Here is a 21,952-nt window from a genome sequence, read left to right as displayed (position 1 = left end):
CTTGCGTTGAAAAAACTGCTGGGTCGTAGATATACTTCAAATTGTACAAAACCCTTGAGAAAACTTTAAGGAGCAGTCACGCGCTTCAGTGATGTGATTGGTATTTCTTTGTTGATTTTTACAATCACAACTGGTACCTCTATTTTTTTGGAAACACGATGACTTACATTCGAAGAGAGCCACCATAAGAAGCGTCTTTGTGGCCCCGAACCCATTACTACTAAATCTACATCTTCCAGCTTTGCTGTTTCCAAAATCACATTCACTGGAGAGCCAATGTAGTGCTCAAAGCGCACCTTGTTGTGCCAATGCTCCATTGAGAAATCTTTAGCTGATTCCTCCACTTCCCGAGCCAGTGATGAAACCTTTGTAAGCTGATCGTCCGGAACGAGCATGCCATAAGGGAGGTCATTGTCAGACGTAACATGGACGATAACTATTTCAGCATCTAAGTTTTGCTCAGCAAAATCCCCAACCCACTTTAAGGCTTCAACAGAAGCATGCGTGCCATCATGTGCGAGTAAAACCTTCATTCGAATTCCTCCAGGTTATCCGGCATAACTTTCCAACAATAGAACTCCGCCGGGGCCTCAAACCCAAATTCTAATTATAACAAGTGTAGAGATAAAATTCTCTATTCTTAAGACCATTATTCACTATTGAGTATCATCCATAAGTATCCGGTTTTATAGTCTAATTGGAGCACCACCGCTCGTGCGAAGTGAGGCATGAACATGAAAAGTTTGGTATGTGGATTGGAGAGGTACTTGATAAGTGATTGAATCATAGTTAGTTTAGCGCTTGCACTCATTTCGTTCTTCAGTGAAACCCCTCAACAAGCTGCAGAATTATCAGGTATCGCTTAGGCTGATGGCTAATTACTGGCTGCCATCGTCCTCAACGTCTCATCCATGAGGTGGCAAGGACGTCAAATATGCATCCACCTCAGCATTGGTCCTCAAGCGGATGACCTGTTTGCCTTCTTCGATTGCATCATTGAGTCTTCGATTGATCTTATCGTCCTCTCGCCTTCTGAATCCCCATATGTATTGGATAAACTCCAGGTCAATCTTCTCGGCACACCCCTCTCCCATGTCGGGGCGAGTTTTGCCTCGAAACTGCACAGCTCGCTTGATTGCTCTCCACAGACAGATGTAACGAGGAAAATCCAGAAAAATGACCGTGTCTGCAGCTTGAATACGAATGTCCATGGTAGATCCATAGTTCCCGTCGATAATCCACGATGGACGCTGTACAAGTTTCTCTTGCAGCTGTATCCACGCTGCTCTCGGCGTTTCGACCCAACCGGGGTTCCAAAAGAGGCCGTCTAAGTGGAAGACTTCAATACCTGTCAGGTCACCAAGGAGGCGAGCGAAGGTAGACTTACCTGCTCCGGGTGAGCCAATAATTGCGATTCGGTTCACAGAACCATCCCCTTCACGTCAGAAGCCTTCGCTGACTGTTAGCTGCGGTAATGCCATTCCGCCACTGGTATTACCTATCTGTTATTCATTAGGGCCCATGGCCACCTTCAGCACGAATTTTTCGGAATGTAGACAAGATGGCATGTAGACGCTCGAACCATGAGCAGAGGGACATCTCAACCCCCAAATTTCGCTGCCACCTCTCGCAGTCCATGCGAAACCAGCACCTCATCCCCGGTCTCCAGTCCGTACAGCACGCTGTGGAACGGCACCAACCGACGGTAGAATCTTTGTCTAGCACGGAATGAGCTGTCCATTGGATTATCGTACCAAGGCAGAAGCTCATCCATCACGTCGTAAGCGGGATCGCCTATACCGCTGTCCCCAAAGTCGATTACGCTCCTTCATTTCCACACCTTCATTCGTCCCGCCAGGGTGCCCGTGTGAAACTCGAGCTGCGTACCATCGCCATCGAGAAAATTGACGGTCCAGCCACCTCCCCGTTCAACGGGACCTCGCACAATCGGGGTATTGCTTGCCCGAAGGACTTCTACCATCGCATGAAACCTGTCTTCAGTAATGTAGAGAGCCACATGATCGACGCCGATGTGGGATTGCTGTGGAGCAAGCCCCGACTGCTCCTGCAGGCAGACCCATGCCGTGCCCCACTCCAGGTAGGCATCCCATCGACCTTGATGAGCAAGCTTCATGCCAAGCGTCCCGGTATAAAACGAAAGAGATTGTTCCAAATTTGACACGTTGATGGTCACGTGGCTGAAGCCTCTCGTCGCGTCGGGCAAATACCGCTCTGCTTTCAGTGGCAACACCATATGCACCTCATCCCATGACCTCTCTGCTGTTTTGCGTGCATTCGGCTCGATTCCAAAGGTCTGAAATCCCATCGACTGATACAGGGAAATCGCTGCGTCATTGTCTCGGATGACACTCAGTCTCAGTTGCTCGACCCCGTCAATCTGCCTGGCTCTACGAACAATCTCGGTTAGCAAATTCCGACCGACACCCTTCCGGCGGGCATCAGGCGTCACATACATGGCGAAAACGTTGGCAATGTGGCGCATCTTGGGTGCGTGCTCCCGCACAAGGGCTGCGGTCCCAACAAGCTTTTCACTGCCTTCCATGAATGCACCGAGTGTGAAATGGTCCGCATCCGGATCTAGCTGAGCGGCCACCTGCTCGATGGACCTCAATTGGTAATCCTCGTATGTCGTTGCAAACGCCTCGGGATTCGTTCTGAGGGCTTGAATTCGAACATCCCGATATGCGGCAGCATCCAGTACTGTCAAGACACGGATGTCTGTCATATCGAACCTCCGTATGTGTCGGGGTTCCTTGATGGCATCTCTCCGAGGTACTCTGGCACAATTTCCTCTTCCCGCACCCCGTTCTCCCCCATCGACAATCGATATCCTCGAGCATTCGGTCGAGAACTGACGGTCGCCTTCAATTCAGTACCAATAAAATGGAATGCCACACCATCTTCCGCAGCCAGGCCAGGTCCAATCCGCCGATGTTGAAGCAAACGATGAAACGTTGGACGCCGTTCTGATTCACCGTCATAATGGGGGCAATTGGACCCAGGCAAGAATCCCAGGCAGGACAGCCCATCGAGCGTCACACCGAATGAATCCGTAAGTCCTTCCTCAAACCAGCAGATAGAACCAGCGCTTACACCGGCCAGCACAATCCCGTTCTCCCACGCAAGCTTCATGATGCTATCGAGTCCCCAGTCTCGCCACAAAGCAAGCAGGTTCTTTGTATTCCCGCCACCCACGTATAGGATGTCTTTTTCCAGTACGAAAGACTCTAAGTCAGTCGTTGGAAGGCGGAACAACGAGAGATGCGATGGTTCACAATCTAAATTCCGAAACGCAGCATAGAATCGCTCAACATAGGATTCAGAGTCCCCGCTGGCCGTCGGGACAAAACAGACCTTTGGCCGATGCTTCGGTACCTGACTCAAAACGTATTCGTCAAGCAGCGGGTTGTCTGGTTGCATCGAAAATCCACCACCACCCATAGCGATGATTTGGCGCATTCGTGACACCCTCCTCTACATGACTTTTCATTTTAGTCTCTCTATATTATCTGGAATATAGGTTTCAAGCATAAGTCAGTCCTTAAAGGCAATTGACCCATGAGTTTCTTCCCATACAAGCATGTCCAAGTTTTGTGAGATTGTAAATACACCCCGATGAAACAACTTTAAGGCTGTTTTCGCAGACATTGTTGCTCAAGGAACAGGAAGTTGAAATGCGGTGAAAATCTCAAGAAGGTCGCCCTGAATGAGGCTTCGCCTCACCTTGAAACCCGGTTAACACTTCAGAGTCGTACTAAAGTTTTTTGCGAGAGATCCCATAGGACAATTATAGTCCCTTATTCAAAAACCGCCTGGTGGCATGAGATCGACGATTGCTTGTAGTAGGTCTCCCATACCCTTGACGATTTTTCCTTTCCTTGTGAATTTCATGTCTAAAGATGGCGTTTGCTCCGACTTAATTGTGTATTCGGGTTGGAAATAGGTTTCTCGCAACTCCTCCTCCTTCATTCTTGCATCTTCCTCTTTATCGAGCAGAAACGCTTCGACAATGTGTTCTTCGTTCCATACTTGTACACGCCACATACTTATCACCCCTATTATCTAGTTTATAAATGTAAACAAATTTGTCCAAAACAATTTAATATAAACATTCAAGCCACTCTAACGTACTCCACATGAATTTTAGCCATTTGAATAACGAGTACCCGTGAGTGGGCTTCCTGTGAGGTCTTTGAACGTCTTTATACAGTTTTTCAAAAATATCTCTGGCGGGGACGGTATTTGCCGGCGCGTCTGACCGTCTATTTCCCAACATTATACATATTTGTTCCGAAAGCAACAATCTATATGAAAAGAGCCTTTTTTGAATTCCAGTGACACATTTAGTCTCCATATGCCATCACGAACCAATCTTGCGAACGGTTGCTCCAGGTAAATTAATTTTATAGGTGGTCCAAACTCAACCAGAAGGTGTCTTAACGGCTCTCGAACATCCTCATACTTAAGATCTGTTTGTCATAGTTCTGATTCTGTCCGTAAGCAAAGAGGATGAGCAGGGGTTTATGCGGAGGTATCTGGACATCCAATGACACTGACTGGGGTATAATTTGCAAAGGTGATAACTTATGGACAAACCGCTTGACACCTTTCATGTCAACAGAGTGACCCTTTGGTATGACGCGACCGCATTTTCACCGCTTTATCCGGCGAATGAAGGATTTGATAAGGCCCTGGAACTCCTAAAACTTACTTCATCACGACATCCCGAGACTATTCAACTGATAGATTCCAGTGCGCTCTCTAGGAAAGAACTCGTGGACATTTACTTTTATCATGCCGCCACATGTCCGTGGTGGAAATACAAGGTCCGGCGTGTGTTTGGGTCTAACCGGGAGCCTGAGTGGCAGACCGCAACACGGGTCCCTCCTCTTACAATCAAATTCGATGAAGATATGCCGGAGATGGTCGCACCCTATGCGGATTGGCAGGTTCAAGGAGAACCCGTTGTACCTATATTGAAAGTTTTCAAAATGCTTTCTGCAGAGGAACAGACTCGACTGTTTGGACGAGATGCACGATTGAATTTGGAACAACCGAAAGAGTTGGAAAGAGTCACTGCAGCCAATGAGGGTTTTGCTAATATAACGAGTTTCATAGTTGGAGGGGCTAGGCTCATTGATACCTGAAAACATTTCCCGAAATCATGTCCTGAAAGCTCTTGCTGACATAGATGCTAACGGGATACCGAAGCGTCGTATTTCTGCCGTTTATGATCTATGGTATGAAGGAAAGGGTTACTCCCCAAAGTATGTTGTTTCAGTCGCCAATCAATTCGCAAACGCCATGGAACTCCCTTCGTCAGCGTTTAATGGCGGAACAGAGACCAACACATTCCTTGCCTCACGTGGTTTTCAAATCGTTACACGTACACAGACTTCTCCGACTGGCAATCCAAAGAAGCATGACGTTCACTCATCTAAGACCCACCACAATTCTCATTGCGCCAAGTGCAAGGATGTGGTCATCCAATCCCTAAAGCATCTGTATGGAGAAGTGATATCTACTTATAATGCCAACGTTTCATCAAAGTTGACTGCCTATGAAGACAGCCCGTACTACCCTCAACTAGCCAAAATCTATCAAGGGTTGCAGCAATTTAGAGGTCACCAAGTATTTGTTAAGCAAGACAATCTCTCCCCTTGTGACATTTACCTACCCAACCCTGGATTCGTGCTGGAATTTTGATGAGGTGCAGCATTTTACTGACGCCCGTCGACTTACGCTTACCTACTACCCGTCTGACTTACTCTTAGGTTTTGACCAAGAAAAATGGAAATGCCTATGCAGTGTGATTTCCGCAAAGGATAATGACCCTGCGTATCGAGACGAACAACGAGCTTGGTACGATACCTTACGTGACTTCTTACCTGCCACAAAGGGCCTATTGCCAACGGTTCGATTACACATGGGGGAGATAGAGTGGTGCTCCATGGACCTGGATTCTGCTACGGAGCGCCTCGCAGCGGAACTCAGTCCCCCCAAACCTAAAATGTAACAATGGGGGCATGTGACGGGTTGAAAGCCATTGACCTGTCAGATGGTACTTTGGTGTTTTCCACAACTTAAAAATGCAGAAAAGCGCAGCGTTCAGATTTGCTGAGTTGTGTATTTATGCAGTTCTTAAGATGCCCCTATAGGTCAATAAATATTTTGTCAAAATCTTGGAGAGGCTATGTGCCTGAACCCACTTTGTTACTCGCAAACTGAGTTTCTCTCGAATTGAGAGCGTTCATTTATCCTGTGCTATAGCACTTGATTGCCTGTCCAATCGATATAACTTTGCAAGTTGACCCTCATGTTTAAACCCTGAACCAATTGTAAATTTGTTAACTAACTCAAACCCATTATGTTCCAAGACCATTGAAGACCCAACATTATCAGCAAGGCAAAAGGTCTCAAACGTCTTTATGTTCAGGTCATTGAATCCATATTCAACGGCGGCCTTAACCGCTTTTGTTCCAATTCCCTTATTCCAGAATGGTGGTGCCACCCAATAATCTACGGCACCCATGCCATCTTCTTCTCTTCGCCTGACCGATATACTCCCCGCAAACTCACCACCAAACAAAATAGCGAAAACGTACAGAACCCCTTTTTCTCTTTTTTGAGAGATGAGTGTATACTACTGGCTTGCACCATCCTCGGGATACGGGTAAGGGATATTTGTCGTTGCAGAAACTTCTCTTGTTGAAACGTATTCTTGAACATATGGGAGGTCAGATTCTTCAATGCAGCGAAGCCAAACTTCGTTCATAATGAGCACACCCACTCTCTCCGATTTTTAACAATATGATAAAAGCGTCGTCCTTAGTATTGGTATAACGGTTAAACCTATATCTATGCAATGGAGACAGTAACGGTCCACTCATCTCACATTCGCCCCTTTTGAAACGTCTTTCCAATAACAATACTACAGCCCTACTCAAAAACTGCAAATGTCACGACTCAGTTCTTCTGCCGGAGGGAGTTTAATAACTGGCTGACTATATTCAAAATGGCTGATGCACGGTACGAGCAGACCAGTTGGAGAAGTATTTTTCACTGGGCCTAGGACCACAGAGAGCCGACGAACAGTTATCCTGCCACCGACGGTCATGCCTGTTCTTCGCAGATTCAAGACTCACCAAAGCGAATACAAGTTCAGACTGGGGGACTTCACAAAGACCATGGGCTACTGTTTACAGAGATCAAAGGAGGAGCCGTGCATCCTGGTTTGCAGGCCAGCATTGGTTTAATTGCCCTGGCGTCGCTGGCGTCCCGAGGAGCTGCTTCCACGACCTTCCTCACACACACGAGTATTTCTCCTGAATTTAGGATGCATCTTAAAATTGTCAGTGAGAGATTATGACATTCACAGGTAAGTATCACCCTCGATCTTTACTCACATGTTGTGCCTGGTCTCCAGGAACAAGTTGCTGAAGACATAGAACATGAGCTCTTTAGTGACGTGGCAAAGTGATGTGAAAATACGTAGATGAGCAGCAGCCCCCAAAGCACCAAAAATCGGCAGCCCTGAAGGTGCCGAAATCCCTTGCTATGTATGGCGGAGAGGGTGGGATTCGAACCCACGGAGCCCCTGCGAACTCGGCGGTTTTCAAGAGTCGAAAACGGTATTTTAAAGAGTCACTGATAGCACCTAAAAACATTAAAAATCCCGTCACTCCAAGCTTTTCAGGCCTTTTAATCCCAGGTAGTCACTAAGAGTTTTAAGGGGGTGATTAGCAAAAGATTAGCGCTCTGCAGACTAGGTATACAACCACATTGTTTCAAAAAGAGCAGGTGTAAGGGCAATAACAATACCTATCGGCTTATTTTGGAAGGGCATCGGGGTAACGAAGTTGAGGAATCATTTACAATTACAATTTTAATGTTCAGATATTTGATAACGCAGAGAGTCGTTGGTACAAATTTATAGAAACTTCACTAAAGGACAATTCCACATTTGAATATGTATGAATGTGGAAATACAAGATGGCATGCCTTAAAAACTACATGCTCCCCAACTATTTCAACCGGCGAACAAAGCATCAGCTCAGGATTTGGCTTTGCCCCAGACACGACCACAAATGGTAAAGTAGTGACCAAATGAACTCAATTCTGTCAGGAGGCATCGAGTACTCCCATATAAACACTATGTTTCCGACTTTCAGGCTGATTGGGAAGGGATTTTGTTATCGTGGAATGTGCGCACAGTTACGTGGAGTAGAAAAGGAAAGTACCACATTAAATGTCCCAAATGCGGACAAACAGCCCAAGATTAGCCGCCGGATTGTGGTTTTTGAAGCCCGACATTTGCAGTAAAGGCTTCCACTAAAGAAGAGCGCATAACCACTGCCAAGGACACTTCTTCAACCTTATTTCCTTATATCTTGACTGTCCGCTGATGTAATAGAACGTTCCACACTAGTTAAGTGTCTGTGCATTAGAAGACGTGCTTGCTCTTTGTCCTTCAGTTCAATTGCTTCTATTATTGCAGCGTGTTCTTGTAAAGAATCGATGGGTCGTCCAGATATTTCCAGCGCCTTTTGGCGACTCTCGCCCAATGCGTCGAGTAACATCCACATGATTTTCACCAGCAATAAATTTTGTGATGACTCAGCGATAGCCACATGAAATTGAGCATCCTTTTGTGCCAGAAGTTTTAAATCGGAGGTGTCTTTTAATGCTTCATCTACAGTCTTCTTCAAGCGCTCAACATACTCTGTGTTCGCTCTCTCCGCAGCCCATGCTGAAGCTTGGGTCTCCAAAGTCTGACGTATTTCAAACAAATCTCTTATCTTTTCCCCGGTAAAAACCAATTGTCTGGTTTCGTCTCTTGACTTAGCAACAAAAATCCCAATCCCGTGTTTGACATCCAAAACACCACGGCCAGATAGGACTTTGATGGCATCACGAATTACCGAACGACTAACGCCGAAAATCTCCGCCAATTCACGTTCAGGAGGGATTCTGTCACCAGGTTCAAGTTCACCTGTGATAATTTTGTCTGTAATTTGAGCAATGATTTTTTGACTGAAAGCCATTCTATCAGAAATGGGTTCAAACATGGAAACTCCCTCCCAATTCACCATCACTCCACTGAAAGTGGAGTTATTCTGTTCTAAGTCTTTGAGGAGGTTCGACATGTAAGTTCTCGGCTAACGTTATCAGCTCGTCCCCCGTTTGAGAGGATAAGCTAACTCCAGACTCTCTGTTCACCTTTTCCAAATATCTTCTTCGTTCCCCAGGTAGGTAGACGACGTCTGTATCGGGCGCCGTAGGAATAGAATGAATGAGGTCCTCCATATACTTTAGGCGTTCGGCAAATGCCTTCTCCCCAATATACATTTCAGGATTAATAGCCAAGAAAAACATGCCCGTATTAGGTGCCCCTGGTTCACTATTATATATCGATCCGACCTCATTTCCTATTGCCGCACCAGATAGTACACCAGATAAGACTTCAACCATAAGAGCCAGACTGTACCCTTTGGCGCCGCCTACTGGTAACACAGAGCCCAGCAGAGCTTCCTGAGCATTGGTTGTAGGATTCCCTTCCCGATCCAAAGCCCAGCCCTCGGGTATTGACATCCCGGACTTGGCGGCCAATATAATGTTACCGCGGGCAACTATGCTTGTAGCCAAGTCGATGATAATTTGGTTGTCACCTGTACCCGCCGACATGGCAATGGGGTTTGTACCAAAGAAAGCCTGTCTGCCCCCCCACGGTGGAATTGCCGGTTGAGCATTAGTTACGGCAAGACCTATCAATCCCTGATCTGCAGCTCGAGAGGCATAGATGCCAAGCGCTCCTGCGTGATTTCCATGACTTACAGATACTGCTCCGACGCCCACTTTACTGGCACTTTCAACAGCAGAATCTATCCCTATTTTTGCAATTACAGGACCTAATCCGTCATCTCCATTGACATTGACTGAAGCGTCCGTAATGCGACTCACTTGGATATCAGGAACAGGATTAATCTTCCCGCGTTGAATCCCCTCAACATAAGCAGACAAACGTGAGATGCCATGCGATGAACGACCTTGTAGCTCCGCTTTCATCAGGACCTCTGTGGTCCAGACCGCATCTTGCTTAGGTACTCCTGTACTCACGAGACACTGTTCTCCAAATCGCTTTAGTTCCTCTAACATAAATTTTAATTTAGTCACCACATGGCACCTCGCTTATCCAGAATTAGGCACTGGGATACAACTTCGTTAAAACAAACTCTTTATGACCCAATGTTTCTGCAGCTGTCATCCTTCCGTTCATGGTTTTAACCATCATGTTCTCTAACATGTCTGCAGCCTCGGTAAGTTGAATATCGTAGGACAGCAGTCCACTTACGTCCACGTCGATGTGCTCTTTCATAACATCCGCTGTATTAGGATTACCCGTAAGCTTCACAACCGGTTCGACGGGATTACCCACGATGTTACCTTGACCAGTGGGGAAGAAATGCAAGACTGCCCCGCCTGCGCACATGAGCGTGACGCACTCTGCCGCCGCCGACGAAGTATCCATAAAATTTAATCCCTTTGCAGTTGGGGCTTCTGCGGGCTTAAGCACACCCACCACCTGCTTGGTCCCTGTTTTTTCAATATTCCCCATAGCCTTTTCCTCAATGGTGCTAAGGCCGCCTGCTATATTCCCTTCAGTTGGCTGAGAGCCAAGCAAATCAGCAGCCTGTGATTCTATGAAATTTACATATTCGTTAAAAGTATTTAAAAATTGTTCTCTGATCTCGGGAGTCGCACATCTTTCTGCAATCAAATGTTCACCACCGGTTAGCTCGGACGTCTCACCGAAAAGTACCGTACCGCCGGCGTCAATAAGCTTGTCGACCACTCTACCCACTGTTGGACATGAGGCAAGGCCAGTCGTTGTATCCGATTCACCACATTTGATACTCACAATCATTTCGGAAAGCTCAACGGGCTCTCTGGGAATCTCTGTGGCGTATTGAACGAACTCTTGAGCCTTCCATGTCGCTTGTCGAATTGTCTCTATTTCACCTTGTCCTTCAATACTAAACATAGCTACAGGCTTACCTGTTTCCGCAATGCCGTCAACAATTCGTTTGGTCCAGTTGTTTTCGATTCCTATAACAATCGCCGCTGCCACATTTGCGTTCCTACCAGTACCAATGAGCGTCCTAAAATGAAGTTCTAGGTCCTCACCATATTGTAGTCTTCCATACGGGTGTGGTAGGGCTATAGTCCCTTGAATTTTACTTGCAACAGCTTCACACGCAGCATTGGAGATGTCATCAACAGGAATGATTACTACGTAGTTACGAATTCCTACACTTCCGTCGGGACGGCGATAACCCATCAATTGTGTTGTCATTACTGCCACCTCTTACTTTTCAAGTTATGTGTATGAACATAGTCTCCGGTTGTCCATGCCTCTTTTGTAAGGCCAATCACTTGTCCGTACTCAATTACCTCTTCGTTCTGTTTAAGACCCACCAGTGCAATTTTGTGTCCCAACGGAACTTCTCCTCGAGAGATAACCTTAACCGTCGAGTTGTCGTCCATATAGATACCGGTTACCTCTTCTCCTGCATCGATTGCCTGGGTTGCTACGCCCACGTAGTCGCCATGTTTGTGGATAAGGAACTTGTGCATGTGTCTACTTCCCTTCCCAGAATTTTTAATATGGTATGTGGTATGACCACATACCATATTATATTAACGTTCAGAATATTTATCAATACTCTTTGCCGACATATTTCATCTACATTTATGAGTTTTACGCACGCGAGCTACATTACAGAGTTAGAAAAATTAATACTACTATGTCTCAGCTAGATTCAAACCAAACCGTGAACAGTCTGGCCAGACAAAGCATTTTGCACTTGAGTCAATATAAAATTGGCTACTCTTTCAGATGATTCCGCTGTAATCCCTGCAATATGCGGTGAGAAGTGAATGTTATCAAGTTTACCTAAAGTGTCATCTGGCGATGGCGGTTCCTGTTCTCGCACATCAAGATAGGCGGCTCGAGCGGATTTTTCATGTAATGTCGCGTATAACGCTGTCTCTTTAATTACACCTCCTCTCGCAGTGTTAATCAAAACGCTATCATCCCGCATGAGGCTTAACTCTTGTTCAGCAATTAAGTATTGAGTTTGGGGAGTTAGAGGAACATGTACGGATACAAAATGAGATAGACTTAATAGAGTCTCCAAGTCCACTAATTCAACTCCCAAGTCTTGGACAAGAGAACTTGTCGGCAAAACGAACGGATCGAATGCCACAACTCTCATTCCAAAGGCCTTAGCTCGACTGGCAACACGCTGTCCAATATCGCCAACGCCCACAAGTCCTATGGTCTTGCTATATAACTCTGTACCGGTCCCAAAACTCCGATTCCAATTCCCTTCTCTTACGCTGTAGTTGCATTTTGCCAAAAAGCGACTATGGTCTAGCAAACACGCCATTACATACTCTGCTACTGACAAAGCATTACATCCTCGCGCTGCAACAACTTGGATACCTCGGTTTTTGCAAGCAGAAACAGCAATGTTATCGAGTCCTACACCAAGTCTTCCAACGACTTTCAAATTCGGTGCGGCATCTAGTAATTCAAGGTCAACTTTTGTTTTATTTCGAACAATAAGAGCATCCGCTTTTTGAGCCTTCTGAAGCAGTGCTGCTCTATCTAAAATCAGGTATGGATCATATTCAACGGATTCCCCTTCGCCAAACCAAGATGGAATCGCCTGCCACAGATCCTCAGAGATAACAATAGACATACACTTATCTCCCCTTCTATTCCTGCATTATATTTCTGCTGCGATGTACTTCAACTCCATAAACTCCTCCATTCCCACACGGGCACCTTCCCTGCCCAGCCCGCTATGTTTCCAACCTCCCATCGGGGCGTAAGCAACCGAAGGCAGTGCACTGTTCAGACCCACGATGCCGTATTCCAAACCTTCCGTGACTCTTGTAGAGCGGTCAAAGAGAGTTGTATAAACATAGGCAGCCAACCCCATATCTGTACTATTTGCCCGTCGAACAACTTCATCTTCATCCGTAAATTTAAAGACAGGCGCAGCAGGACCAAATAGCTCCTGGCATGAGAATGCGGTATCCGACGGAACATTCTCCAAAAGTACAGGTGAGAAATAGCTTCCTACATCCGGAACCTCTATGGCTTTGGTTAGTTGGTGGGCACCGCGCTCTAAAGCAGATTGAGCAAGTAGCTCAAGTTGCGCTTTAGCCCGATTGTCTATAACAGGTCCAAGACTGCTGTACTGGTCTGAAACAGGATCACTAATTTTCATGTTATTTATACGCTCGACAAACTTGCTAACAAATTCATCATAAACTTTGGCATGTACATAGAATCGATTTGCTGCAATACAAGACTGTCCATTATTTCTAAATTTAGCAATCATTGCACCTCCTACAGCTTTCTCCACATCCGCATCGTCAAACACTATGAATGGCGCATCTCCACCAAGCTCAAGCGCCAGTCGCTGAACCCTTTCAGCCGCAGTCCTCATGAGAGATTGGCCCACAGGTGTAGAACCCGTGAAGCTCACTACCCTCGTTGCTGGATGTTTCATCATGGCTTGTGTCGTTTCAGATGCTGGGCCGTATATAAGATTGGCAACTCCTGGCGGAAAGCCGGCATCCTGAAGACACTGAAATAATTCAATTACAGAAAGCGGAGTCTTCTGAGAAGCACGACCAACGACAGTACATCCTGCAGCCAGAGCGGGCGCCAACTTACGTGCTTGAATCGAAACTGGAAAGTTCCATGGTGTCAGTGTCAGAGCAACCCCAGCGGGCTGAGATCTCGTCCAATGGCGTTTGTGACTCGCTTCCTGAGGAATCCACTGTCCTTCCGGTCTCCGAGCCTCCTCTGCAAACCACCGAAAGTATTCTGCAGAAAAGCGTACCTCTCCAATCGCTTCCACCAATCGCTTGCCTGACTCGTTGGCCAAAAGAAGTCCTATGCTCTCTTCTCTTTCTCGAAGTAGCTCCGCAGCCTTGAGCAGCAAATCGGCTCTTTCCCGAGGTGTTGTTTTTCTCCATTTTTGAAAGGCATGTTTGGCTGCATCTACGGCCTCCAGGGCTTCGCCTTCACTCCCGTATCCCAGCTCCGCAATGACTTCATCTGTCGCAGGGTTTACTACCTCAATTGCATTGTTACTCGCAGGGCTTCTCCATTCTCCGTTTATGAGTAAACTATTCCGATAGTTCTTTGTCAGCATAACAATCTCCCTTTCACTAACCATCGAGAATTGGCCATTAATTTAGTATGGACTGACTTATCTACTGAGCCAGCCACCCAACTGTCAGGGCCTACAGTAGTCAATCTTCTCTTTAACAACGGTACGTAAAGCTTGTTTGGCATGCTCCCCAAGACTAAATGGGTCGTCCGGGAATTTTCCTACTGCACTTCCTAGTCCTTTTACGTAAGCAAGTCTCAATTCTGTATCAAAGTTAATCTTTGCGATTCCGAATTTTATAGCTTTCCTTATCTGTGTCTGGGATATTCCGCTACCCCCATGCAACACCAATGGCACACTGGTGTTGTGATAGATGTCTTCGAGGCGGACCAAATCTAGTTTGGGTTCTCGCTTATACATCCCGTGAGCGGAACCAATCGCCACAGCCAACGAGTCAACCGCTGTACTCTCTATAAATTCGACGGCAGCTTCGACAGAGGTGTAAACGACATCTTTATCATCAACGCTAATATCGTCTTCTACCCCACCAATTGCTCCAAGTTCACCTTCCACGGGCATATTAATGGCGTGACACATCTGCACGACTTCCCCGGTTAAACGTACGTTGTCGCTGAAAGTCTGCGCTGACGCATCCATCATAAATGAGGTCATTCCTGAGCGAAGTGCCTTAACAGCCTGCGACGTATCTCTGCAGTGATCGAGATGGATTGCAATTGGTATTTTGTATTGAGATGCAACCAAACGAATATGATTCGTAAGTGTTTCCATTTGTCCATTTCTAATTGCTCTTTGCCCAATCTGCAGCAGAACCGGCATCTTTTCAACTTCGGCCTCATCAAGTACTGCGTCAACCATATCAGTCGAATGCACACTAAAAGCAGGGACAGCGTAGCCTGCTTTGTATGCATCCTGCAGAATAAATCCTGTCGCAAGAGTCATACAAAATCACCTCCGATTTATTTTCCCATCCTTAGACGAGGGTGTTGTTCAATCTTATCTATCTCAACTAGGGGCAGAAGCCACTCTACAAACTGCTCCTCCAGAGATAATTCTTCATTAGTCATAAGCCGATCCTTACCGGCCACATCCTTAAGAGGTAAAAGAGTCTCAACAAATCCGTTTGACCCATCGTCAGCCCGCAACAAACCTGCCATAAGACCGGTCCGTCCTTCAAGCAGTGCTCTTGCTCCCAATTCGCCGAGTTGCACAGCGTGACGTCTGTCTGATTCTAAGCTGGAATCATTCCAGCATCGTTGCAAAAGCCCGAGATTTTCATATCGTACTCCGTACCCGAACGACTCACGTACCTTTTCTGCAATCAAAGCGCCGATACCGCCCAACATATATTTGGCTGAGTTATTACCTTCACCCGCTTGTAAAACCATTTGCCCGCTAACATCGCGTACCCCTTCACTTACAACTACTAGTACCTGTCCGTCGTCTTTAACACGTTGTTCAATATTCTTAAGCAAAGAGTTCAAATCAAATTCCTGTTCCGGAAGACAAATTATAGGTGTCTGCGTACTGCTACTCTCGGTCATAGGTTCCTTCTTGCTCACCTCTAAATGTGGTAAAAGAGCTGTTGCAGCAGCAAGCCATCCGCAACGCCTTCCCATCACTTCGACAACCCTTACTTGCTCAAACCCAACCATTGCTTCGAGATCGATCTGCAAATCACGCACTGCACGAATCACAAAGTGCGCCGCGCTGGGGAATCCAGGGGAAAAATCGATACCCACAATGTCATTATCTATTGTCTTAGGTACCCCAATGATAGAGAGATCATAACTCTGCATTTCTGCCGCCTTTTGAATTTCATCGGCCAATCCCATTGTCCCGTTACCGCCCATCATGATGAGACCGTTAATCTTGCGCTCTGCCAGAATGCTCACTGCACGACGACCAACTTCATTCTGACCCGCGTATCTGCCTGCACGGAGGGCAGCTCCTGGAGTACTTTGCAACCAACTTAAAGATGATGAATCAGAGAGGTCTACAAACGACCCCGAAAGAAGTCCCTCCACTCCGCCAATGATTCCTAAGATCTCTGCAGACCTGTTTCTAAGAGTTTCTAAAACTCCATAGAGGGAGGCATTGAGAACTGTCGTAGGAGCTCCAAACTGTCCAATGGCTACTTTCATTCTCATACCTCCTTAAAATCTAGTAACAGGGATCCCTGAATATTTAAATAGACGAGCTAGTTCATCCACGACATCACCGTAGGCTAACGCGTAATGGGGTTCAAATCCCGCCTCAATAACCCTTGTCACGCGCTTAATGGCGTCATCATTTTTCTCACCATCCAGCAGACGTACGGTTCCTGAAGTTCCCTTAAATCGCTGCGGTACATCCAGCATCTCCCCCCTGCCTATGAGAGCTCTCAAATTACCGTCAAGATCCTCCCCAATTCGGAGAATCGTTACAAGTCCTGGTTTCAACCCAAATTCTAGGGTAAAGCCGACGTTCCGATTTGGGTGCTGACCCGCTACCGCTCCAGTACCTTTATTTGCTAGTGAAAATGCCCCCGCACCACAGTGCCAGAAAGTTATTGCCTGCTTTTCTTCATTAACTTCAACAAGATCACCAAGGTATGAAGCCGAACCTGTAAGCTGATGTACGATATCCATCGAGAGAGAACCTAACACATCAGCTTCGCATGCGCCCATAATTCCAGAATCAGAGAGTGCCGATAGTGTACTGCAAGCAGCGGCGCCAAAATTGGTAAAAAACTCCGGCCAACACCGAACGGCTACTGCATCGGCGTTCAATGCAGCCAAATCTTTTTTCAGCACTGTTATCATTTTTGCAAATTTGGTGATATTGTCCTTTGGTAATTTGTCAATGCCTTTAACAGATGTCTTAACGCGTTCGATCTCCTTCTCAACGTCGGTATCGTTCATCTCTGATGCACGCTGAAAAGCCTCATTTAAATCAAGACTTTCAATCCTTAGGCCTAATTGATCAATCGCCTTTTGTCCTGGAGTCGAAAAGAAAAATCCATCAGGCGCGTCGCCAAGAGTTATTACCTTAAAACGTCGCAGTTTGCGCCATGCTGACCAGAATCTGAATGCAGCCTCCAGTCGCCCCGAGAAGGTGTCGTCTTCAACACTCCCGTAGAGAAATTGAAAAGGCATACCAAGTCTATGAAGTTCTCGCCCTGCCATATTAGCGCCTGTAAGTGAATTCAAGGATAAACGCTGTCCTGGTTTTTGATTGGGTTCACGAATTGCCCAAACAATTATCGGTACTTGGAGTTCCTTAGCCATAGACACAATGAACCTAGCATCTACAAATGTCGTGAACTGAGCTAACAGTACGTCAATGGTTCCGTTGAGTCTCTTCGCAGTTTCCTCCGCATCGCTGACTGTTGTTATGGTTTCTTCGACAAAACTCCATACCCCATTTTCATTTTCTAACGCTTCAATAGATGAATGAGTCATGGCTTTTGCCTGGGTCATGTCAAAAGTCGCCCGACCAAAGGAGACATAACCCACTCGAAGGCTATCTAAATCATTTAACGCTGTCATGAAATATCCACTCCTCTCAGGCAGAATTTTTCCTCGTCACTTCATCATGACATCATGATGAATTATCATACCACAGTGGTCCTAACGTCAAGGAATATGGAAGAATAGAATTTTAACCTTGATGATTCCTAAGTACCCTCATTCATCTTTCAAGGTGAACATGGTACTTGTACCTATCGCCCCGATAACGGGTACATGTGTATTCAATCAGTCTTTCAGAATTATCATAGGTAAACCGAGTCATTTCAATCAAGGACGAGCCCAGTTTAATTTTGAGTGCCATGGCATCGGTAGTATCTGCGTTTACAGCTGAAATGTCCTCTTCCGCATATCGGAGATATATACCCTTCTCCTCTAGCACGCTATAATAGGCAACAGTTTCTAGATCCTGCTGAACAAGTATGTCTGCAATTCCCTTTGGCCAGTACGAGCGTTCCACCGCAATAGGTTCTCCACTAGCTAATCGTAGCCGTTCAATCTTGACCCACGCGTCTCCTTCAGGCAATTCCAAATTTGCAAAGTCTTCATCTTCGGAAAGGTCTGTAAATACGCCGATTAGCCTTGCTGAAGGATCATATCCATTTTGCGTCATTTCTTCTGCGAATCCGGTTAGCTTGCCTAGTCGCTCTTGTACGCGAGGCTCACGGACAAACGTTCCCTTTCCTTGTTTTTTAACAAGATACCCTTCTTGCACCAGACTAGAAACCGCTTCTCTAACGGTAGTCCGGCTAACACCGTATCGATTCATCAACTCAATTTCCGTAGGAATGGCTTGATTAGGACGCCACTCCCCAGTCTCTATATGCTGCATAATAAGATTTTTCAGCTGATGGTACAAAGGCAGTGGGAGGTCGGGATTAATGCTCGCAACGAAATCTGCCAAATGAGTTCACCCCCTGATAATATGAAATAGAACGATCCACGTACCAAACTGCTTAGCCTTTAATTGAGCCTGCCGTAAGCCCCTCCATAAAGAACCTCTGAAATATCACATAGAGAATAACTATGGGAATTGCTGATATTAAAACTCCAGCAAACAGTGCAGGGTAATTGGTTAAGTACTGTCCTTGGAAATGCAACAGTGCTAGCGGTAACGTTTGTAAGCCCTTCGATTGAATAAACAACAGAGGATAGAGCAAGTCGTTCCACGACATTACCAGAGAGAAGATAGCTACTGTCGCAATTGCAGCACCGCTCAACGGAGTTACAATACGTAAAAACAACATCCATTCACTTGCGCCATCTATCTGAGCTGCCTCCAACAGGCCATAGGGCAATGTCTTTAGGTATCCCCCGACGATAAAAACTGTAACGGGCAGTAGAAATGTGCAATCTACAATGACTAGGCCAAACAAGGAATTTAATAAGTTTAGTTTATCAAACTCAATGTATAATGAAACCATGTTTACCTGCGTTGGAACCATTATACCGAATGACACAACAGCCCAAAGCAGATTCCCCCAAAAACGGCCCATACGATATAATCCGTAGGCCATCATCGAACCCAGAACAATGGAAAGAACAATGGCACTGCTCGTCACAATTGTACTGTTTCTGAAGTAGAGAAACATCTGTCCTCCATGAAACAAAGTTCTAAATGCCGCCAAACTCCATGGATGCGGAGCGTTATACGGAGCCATATAGACTGCCGCGTCCGTCTTAAAGGCAGCAAAGAAAATCATAACAAACGGAAAGAGTATAAGCACTGCAAAAGCCAGTAACGGGAACTGTCTCAAAATTTGCACGATACCAGATGGACGCCTCATACGCTCACATCCCTTCGTCCGATAATCAGGAACTGTATAACAGTAACCAGTATCATCATAATAAGAAACAGAACTGCGCCAGCTTCAGCATATCCATATTGATAATTTGTAAAGGCTTCCTGATAAATATACACAGGAAATACTTCAGTCGCGTCACCTGGTCCTCCATTTGTTGTTGCGATTACCAGGTCAAAAACCTTAAACGACTGAATGGTTGTATACACGACAGCAATAATGGCTGACGGAGCCAACAATGGCCAAGTAATATGTCTGAATCTCTGCCAAGGACCGGCTCCCTCAATTTCACCAACCTCATATAAATCACGCGGAATTGCTTGCAGACCAACAATATACAATAGCATGACTTGGCCAGTATGCATCCAAAATTGAATGAACGCCAAACTGAAGATCGCGATATGCTGACCACCCAGCCAATTCTGTGTAAGGTTTGAAAGGCCTATGATGTTTAAAAAGTGATTTACCCAGCCCACCGTAGGGTCAAACATGTATTGCCAAATAAATGCCACGGAAACAGATGCAATAATGGTAGGGAAGAAATAGATTGATCGGTACATAATATTTAATCTGGTATTGCGAACTAATAGTAAAGCAAACGCCAGCGCCAGCGCGGTTTGAAACACAACAACCGTAATCGAGAACTCTAGACTATCCACGACAGCACTTCGAAATATCGTATCTGACCCAATCATTTCAATGAAGTTTTTTAGACCTACAAACACAATGTGTTTTGAAGTAGCACCCCAGTTAGTCATACTAAGAGCCAGTGAGGAAACAGTCGGGACAAGAAAGAAAATGCCGTACAGAAGAAAGCCTGGTAGTACAAAGGTGAGAATTGAAAGTCGCTTTCCCATGCGATATACATGCCTCCTTACTAACCCTGCCGTAGGCAGGGCGTACCAACGTCGGTACGCCCCAAAACTCAATAGGAGTACACATTAAGAGCCCTGCTTAATAGCTTGCTGAACTTGCTTTTGAGCTGTTTGCGCAGCCTTTGTAACAGACATTCCGCTCATAATGTTGGATACGGAAGTTTCAACAGCCTTCTGCACACCAGGATTCTTAATTGTATAACGTGGTTGAAACATGAGATTCTGCTTAGGTAACCACGTCTTGGACAGATATTGCAGATCCTTTGATGTGTACGATATTCCTTTTTCCGTAAGAAATTGCCCCGTTCCGTTAGCATACAGAGAAGCCATCTTCGGCTTCGTTAGAAAGTTCAAAAACTCTTCAGCCTGCTTAATGTGCTTGCTATTCTTGTTTATCCCAAGCATGAACGTAGACGTATAAATGCCACCATATTTGGGACTGCTATTGGTTGTGGTGTTAGGGGCAAGCATTCCAACCTGTAATTTAGGATTCAATTTTTGTGCGTTGACCATATCATAGCTACCCATATCAAACATAGCTGCCTTTCCAGAAGCAAACAAAGCAATAGCACCCTGCTTGCTAGTTCCTGTCGGATCCTTCTGGAAGTATCCTTTGTCATACAATTGCTTTATCTGAGTTAAGGTCTTCGTGTACCAAGAACCAGTCAGCTTAGCCGCACCGGAGTCCACTTTGTCAAAAATATTAACGCTTGGCATATTGTTCATTAGCATTGGGTTGATGAACTGAGTATTACTGATTTGTCCCACCCAAGCCATTGGGATAATGCCATGTGACTTTAAGGTCTGACAAGCACTCAAGAACTGACTCCAAGTCTTCGGAACCTTAATATTATATTTTTTGAACATTTTAACATTATACAAAGGATCGTTATACACTAGCTGCCAAGGTACAGCATATTGCTTGCCATTCATTTGACCGGCCTTGATGAGACTTGGTGAAAACCGACTCAACCAAGACTGACCGCTAAGGTCCTCATATACACCCATTTTATATAAGGTGTTAAATTCAGCGCCCGGGAACGTCGCAAAGATGTCAGCCCCATGACTTCCGGAAAGTGTAGTTTGAATCTGAGCTGCGTATTTGCTCGACGGGAGGACCGTCATCTGCACTTTTATGTTAGGGTATTTGGCTTCAAACTGTTTGATAATCTTCTTAAAAGTTGGAACGTCTTCACCGCGCCAATGTTCAAACTGTAACGTAACTGTTTTAGCATTTGCTGAGGAATTTCCACCGGACTGAGTTGCTCCATTACCACTACCGGAAGTCGTACTATTACCGCAACCGACTACGCCAAACGACAGTGCCACCGCTACACTAGACCAAGTTAACAGTTTTTTCATAACAACACGCCCCCCTAATTAAGTCTCGAAAACCCGCGCAGCCCCACATCACATTCCAGTGCTATCACCACCCCCAAATGGTGTTGTTCTCTTATATGGATACGTCCTACAATCTAAAGCATCTGAATATTTAGCCTACTAATATAAAACATAGTAACATCATGATGTATGCG

At 45.8% G+C, this 21,952-nt stretch carries 22 protein-coding genes and 2 pseudogenes; 2 read left to right on the top strand and 22 right to left on the bottom strand.

The annotated features are described in order from the left end of the window. Positions 1 to 65 precede the first annotated feature (65 nt). The 8 genes and pseudogenes from GI364_RS08750 to GI364_RS24910 form a co-directional block, all read right to left on the bottom strand. The gene (locus GI364_RS08750) at positions 66 to 533 is read right to left on the bottom strand and encodes a universal stress protein (protein WP_198853230.1); all 468 of its coding nucleotides are present in this window, start codon (positions 531 to 533) and stop codon (positions 66 to 68) included. A 372-nt stretch (positions 534 to 905) separates the two neighbouring features. Beyond that, a complete protein-coding gene (locus GI364_RS08745; RefSeq protein WP_198853229.1) occupies positions 906 to 1,424 on the bottom strand; it encodes a DNA topology modulation protein in 519 nt (172 codons plus the stop codon). A gap of 176 nt (positions 1,425 to 1,600) precedes the next feature. Then, positions 1,601 to 1,819 carry a vWA domain-containing protein gene (locus GI364_RS25380; RefSeq protein ID WP_370541855.1) on the bottom strand — a complete coding sequence of 73 codons (219 nt, stop codon included), beginning with the start codon at positions 1,817 to 1,819 and terminating at the stop codon, positions 1,601 to 1,603. A 9-nt stretch (positions 1,820 to 1,828) separates the two neighbouring features. Then, positions 1,829 to 2,254, bottom strand: coding sequence for a VOC family protein (locus tag GI364_RS08740; protein ID WP_198853918.1), 426 nt, complete (start codon positions 2,252 to 2,254; stop codon positions 1,829 to 1,831). 15 nt (positions 2,255 to 2,269) lie between these two features. Beyond that, a pseudogene (locus GI364_RS08735) lies at positions 2,270 to 2,746 on the bottom strand (N-acetyltransferase family protein); the annotation flags it as partial. After that, positions 2,743 to 3,480, bottom strand: a complete 738-nt coding sequence (locus GI364_RS08730) for a Type 1 glutamine amidotransferase-like domain-containing protein (RefSeq protein WP_198853228.1) — start codon at positions 3,478 to 3,480, stop codon at positions 2,743 to 2,745. The gene GI364_RS08730 and the pseudogene GI364_RS08735, both read right to left, overlap by 4 nt. A 342-nt stretch (positions 3,481 to 3,822) precedes the next feature. Then, a complete protein-coding gene (locus GI364_RS08725) occupies positions 3,823 to 4,065 on the bottom strand; it encodes a hypothetical protein (RefSeq protein WP_198853227.1) in 243 nt (80 codons plus the stop codon). Between the two features lie 111 nt (positions 4,066 to 4,176). Continuing rightward, positions 4,177 to 4,283 (bottom strand): annotated as a pseudogene (locus GI364_RS24910) (IS1595 family transposase); the annotation flags it as partial. 324 nt (positions 4,284 to 4,607) lie between these two features. On the opposite strand from GI364_RS24910, the gene GI364_RS08720 reads away from it, so the two are divergent. Then, the gene (locus tag GI364_RS08720) at positions 4,608 to 5,168 is read left to right on the top strand and encodes a hypothetical protein (protein WP_198853226.1); all 561 of its coding nucleotides are present in this window, start codon (positions 4,608 to 4,610) and stop codon (positions 5,166 to 5,168) included. Beyond that, positions 5,158 to 5,727, top strand: a complete 570-nt coding sequence (locus tag GI364_RS08715; protein WP_198853225.1) for a ScoMcrA-related endonuclease — start codon at positions 5,158 to 5,160, stop codon at positions 5,725 to 5,727. Before GI364_RS08720 ends, GI364_RS08715 begins: the two co-directional genes overlap by 11 nt. Before the next feature lie 544 nt (positions 5,728 to 6,271). On the opposite strand, the gene GI364_RS08710 is transcribed toward GI364_RS08715, so the two are convergent. The 14 genes from GI364_RS08710 to GI364_RS08645 all read right to left on the bottom strand — a co-directional run bounded on the left by GI364_RS08710 (position 6,272) and on the right by GI364_RS08645 (position 21,779). Then, on the bottom strand, positions 6,272 to 6,655 hold the full coding sequence (locus GI364_RS08710; RefSeq protein WP_255524680.1) for a GNAT family N-acetyltransferase: 384 nt from the start codon (positions 6,653 to 6,655) through the stop codon (positions 6,272 to 6,274). A gap of 1,741 nt (positions 6,656 to 8,396) precedes the next feature. Next, positions 8,397 to 9,089 (bottom strand): FadR/GntR family transcriptional regulator, encoded by a 693-nt coding sequence (locus tag GI364_RS08705; RefSeq protein WP_198853223.1) that lies wholly within the window; start codon positions 9,087 to 9,089, stop codon positions 8,397 to 8,399. Positions 9,090 to 9,132: 43 nt separating this feature from the next. Next, positions 9,133 to 10,194 (bottom strand): Ldh family oxidoreductase, encoded by a 1,062-nt coding sequence (locus GI364_RS08700; protein WP_198853222.1) that lies wholly within the window; start codon positions 10,192 to 10,194, stop codon positions 9,133 to 9,135. Positions 10,195 to 10,219: 25 nt separating this feature from the next. Then, the gene (locus GI364_RS08695) at positions 10,220 to 11,374 is read right to left on the bottom strand and encodes a UxaA family hydrolase (RefSeq protein WP_198853221.1); all 1,155 of its coding nucleotides are present in this window, start codon (positions 11,372 to 11,374) and stop codon (positions 10,220 to 10,222) included. Then, positions 11,374 to 11,655, bottom strand: coding sequence for a UxaA family hydrolase (locus GI364_RS08690; RefSeq protein ID WP_233096073.1), 282 nt, complete (start codon positions 11,653 to 11,655; stop codon positions 11,374 to 11,376). The genes GI364_RS08695 and GI364_RS08690 overlap by 1 nt, the downstream gene beginning before the upstream one ends. A gap of 185 nt (positions 11,656 to 11,840) precedes the next feature. After that, positions 11,841 to 12,785: a hydroxyacid dehydrogenase gene (locus GI364_RS08685; RefSeq protein WP_198853219.1), complete on the bottom strand. Its 945-nt coding sequence runs from the start codon at positions 12,783 to 12,785 to the stop codon at positions 11,841 to 11,843. Positions 12,786 to 12,812: 27 nt separating this feature from the next. Continuing rightward, entirely contained in the window at positions 12,813 to 14,255 is a 1,443-nt protein-coding gene (locus tag GI364_RS08680) for an NAD-dependent succinate-semialdehyde dehydrogenase (RefSeq protein ID WP_198853218.1), read from the bottom strand. An 84-nt stretch (positions 14,256 to 14,339) separates the two neighbouring features. Continuing rightward, complete coding sequence (locus GI364_RS08675; RefSeq protein WP_198853217.1) at positions 14,340 to 15,173, bottom strand: class II fructose-bisphosphate aldolase; 834 nt, start codon at positions 15,171 to 15,173, stop codon at positions 14,340 to 14,342. A 17-nt stretch (positions 15,174 to 15,190) separates the two neighbouring features. Then, positions 15,191 to 16,375 carry a diphosphate--fructose-6-phosphate 1-phosphotransferase gene (locus tag GI364_RS08670; RefSeq protein ID WP_198853216.1) on the bottom strand — a complete coding sequence of 395 codons (1,185 nt, stop codon included), beginning with the start codon at positions 16,373 to 16,375 and terminating at the stop codon, positions 15,191 to 15,193. Between the two features lie 12 nt (positions 16,376 to 16,387). Further along, the gene (locus GI364_RS08665) at positions 16,388 to 17,761 is read right to left on the bottom strand and encodes an L-fucose/L-arabinose isomerase family protein (RefSeq protein ID WP_198853215.1); all 1,374 of its coding nucleotides are present in this window, start codon (positions 17,759 to 17,761) and stop codon (positions 16,388 to 16,390) included. A 142-nt stretch (positions 17,762 to 17,903) separates the two neighbouring features. Beyond that, a complete protein-coding gene (locus GI364_RS08660; protein ID WP_198853214.1) occupies positions 17,904 to 18,644 on the bottom strand; it encodes a GntR family transcriptional regulator in 741 nt (246 codons plus the stop codon). Positions 18,645 to 18,696: 52 nt separating this feature from the next. Continuing rightward, complete coding sequence (locus tag GI364_RS08655; protein ID WP_198853213.1) at positions 18,697 to 19,527, bottom strand: carbohydrate ABC transporter permease; 831 nt, start codon at positions 19,525 to 19,527, stop codon at positions 18,697 to 18,699. Next, positions 19,524 to 20,399 (bottom strand): carbohydrate ABC transporter permease, encoded by an 876-nt coding sequence (locus GI364_RS08650; protein ID WP_198853212.1) that lies wholly within the window; start codon positions 20,397 to 20,399, stop codon positions 19,524 to 19,526. Before GI364_RS08650 ends, GI364_RS08655 begins: the two co-directional genes overlap by 4 nt. Positions 20,400 to 20,483: 84 nt before the next feature. Further along, a complete protein-coding gene (locus tag GI364_RS08645) occupies positions 20,484 to 21,779 on the bottom strand; it encodes an ABC transporter substrate-binding protein (RefSeq protein ID WP_198853211.1) in 1,296 nt (431 codons plus the stop codon). Positions 21,780 to 21,952 lie beyond the last annotated feature (173 nt).

Source organism: Alicyclobacillus sp. SO9, assembly GCF_016406125.1.
GTDB lineage: Bacteria > Bacillota > Bacilli > Alicyclobacillales > Alicyclobacillaceae > SO9.
This window is presented reverse-complemented; position numbering and strand designations above follow the sequence as displayed.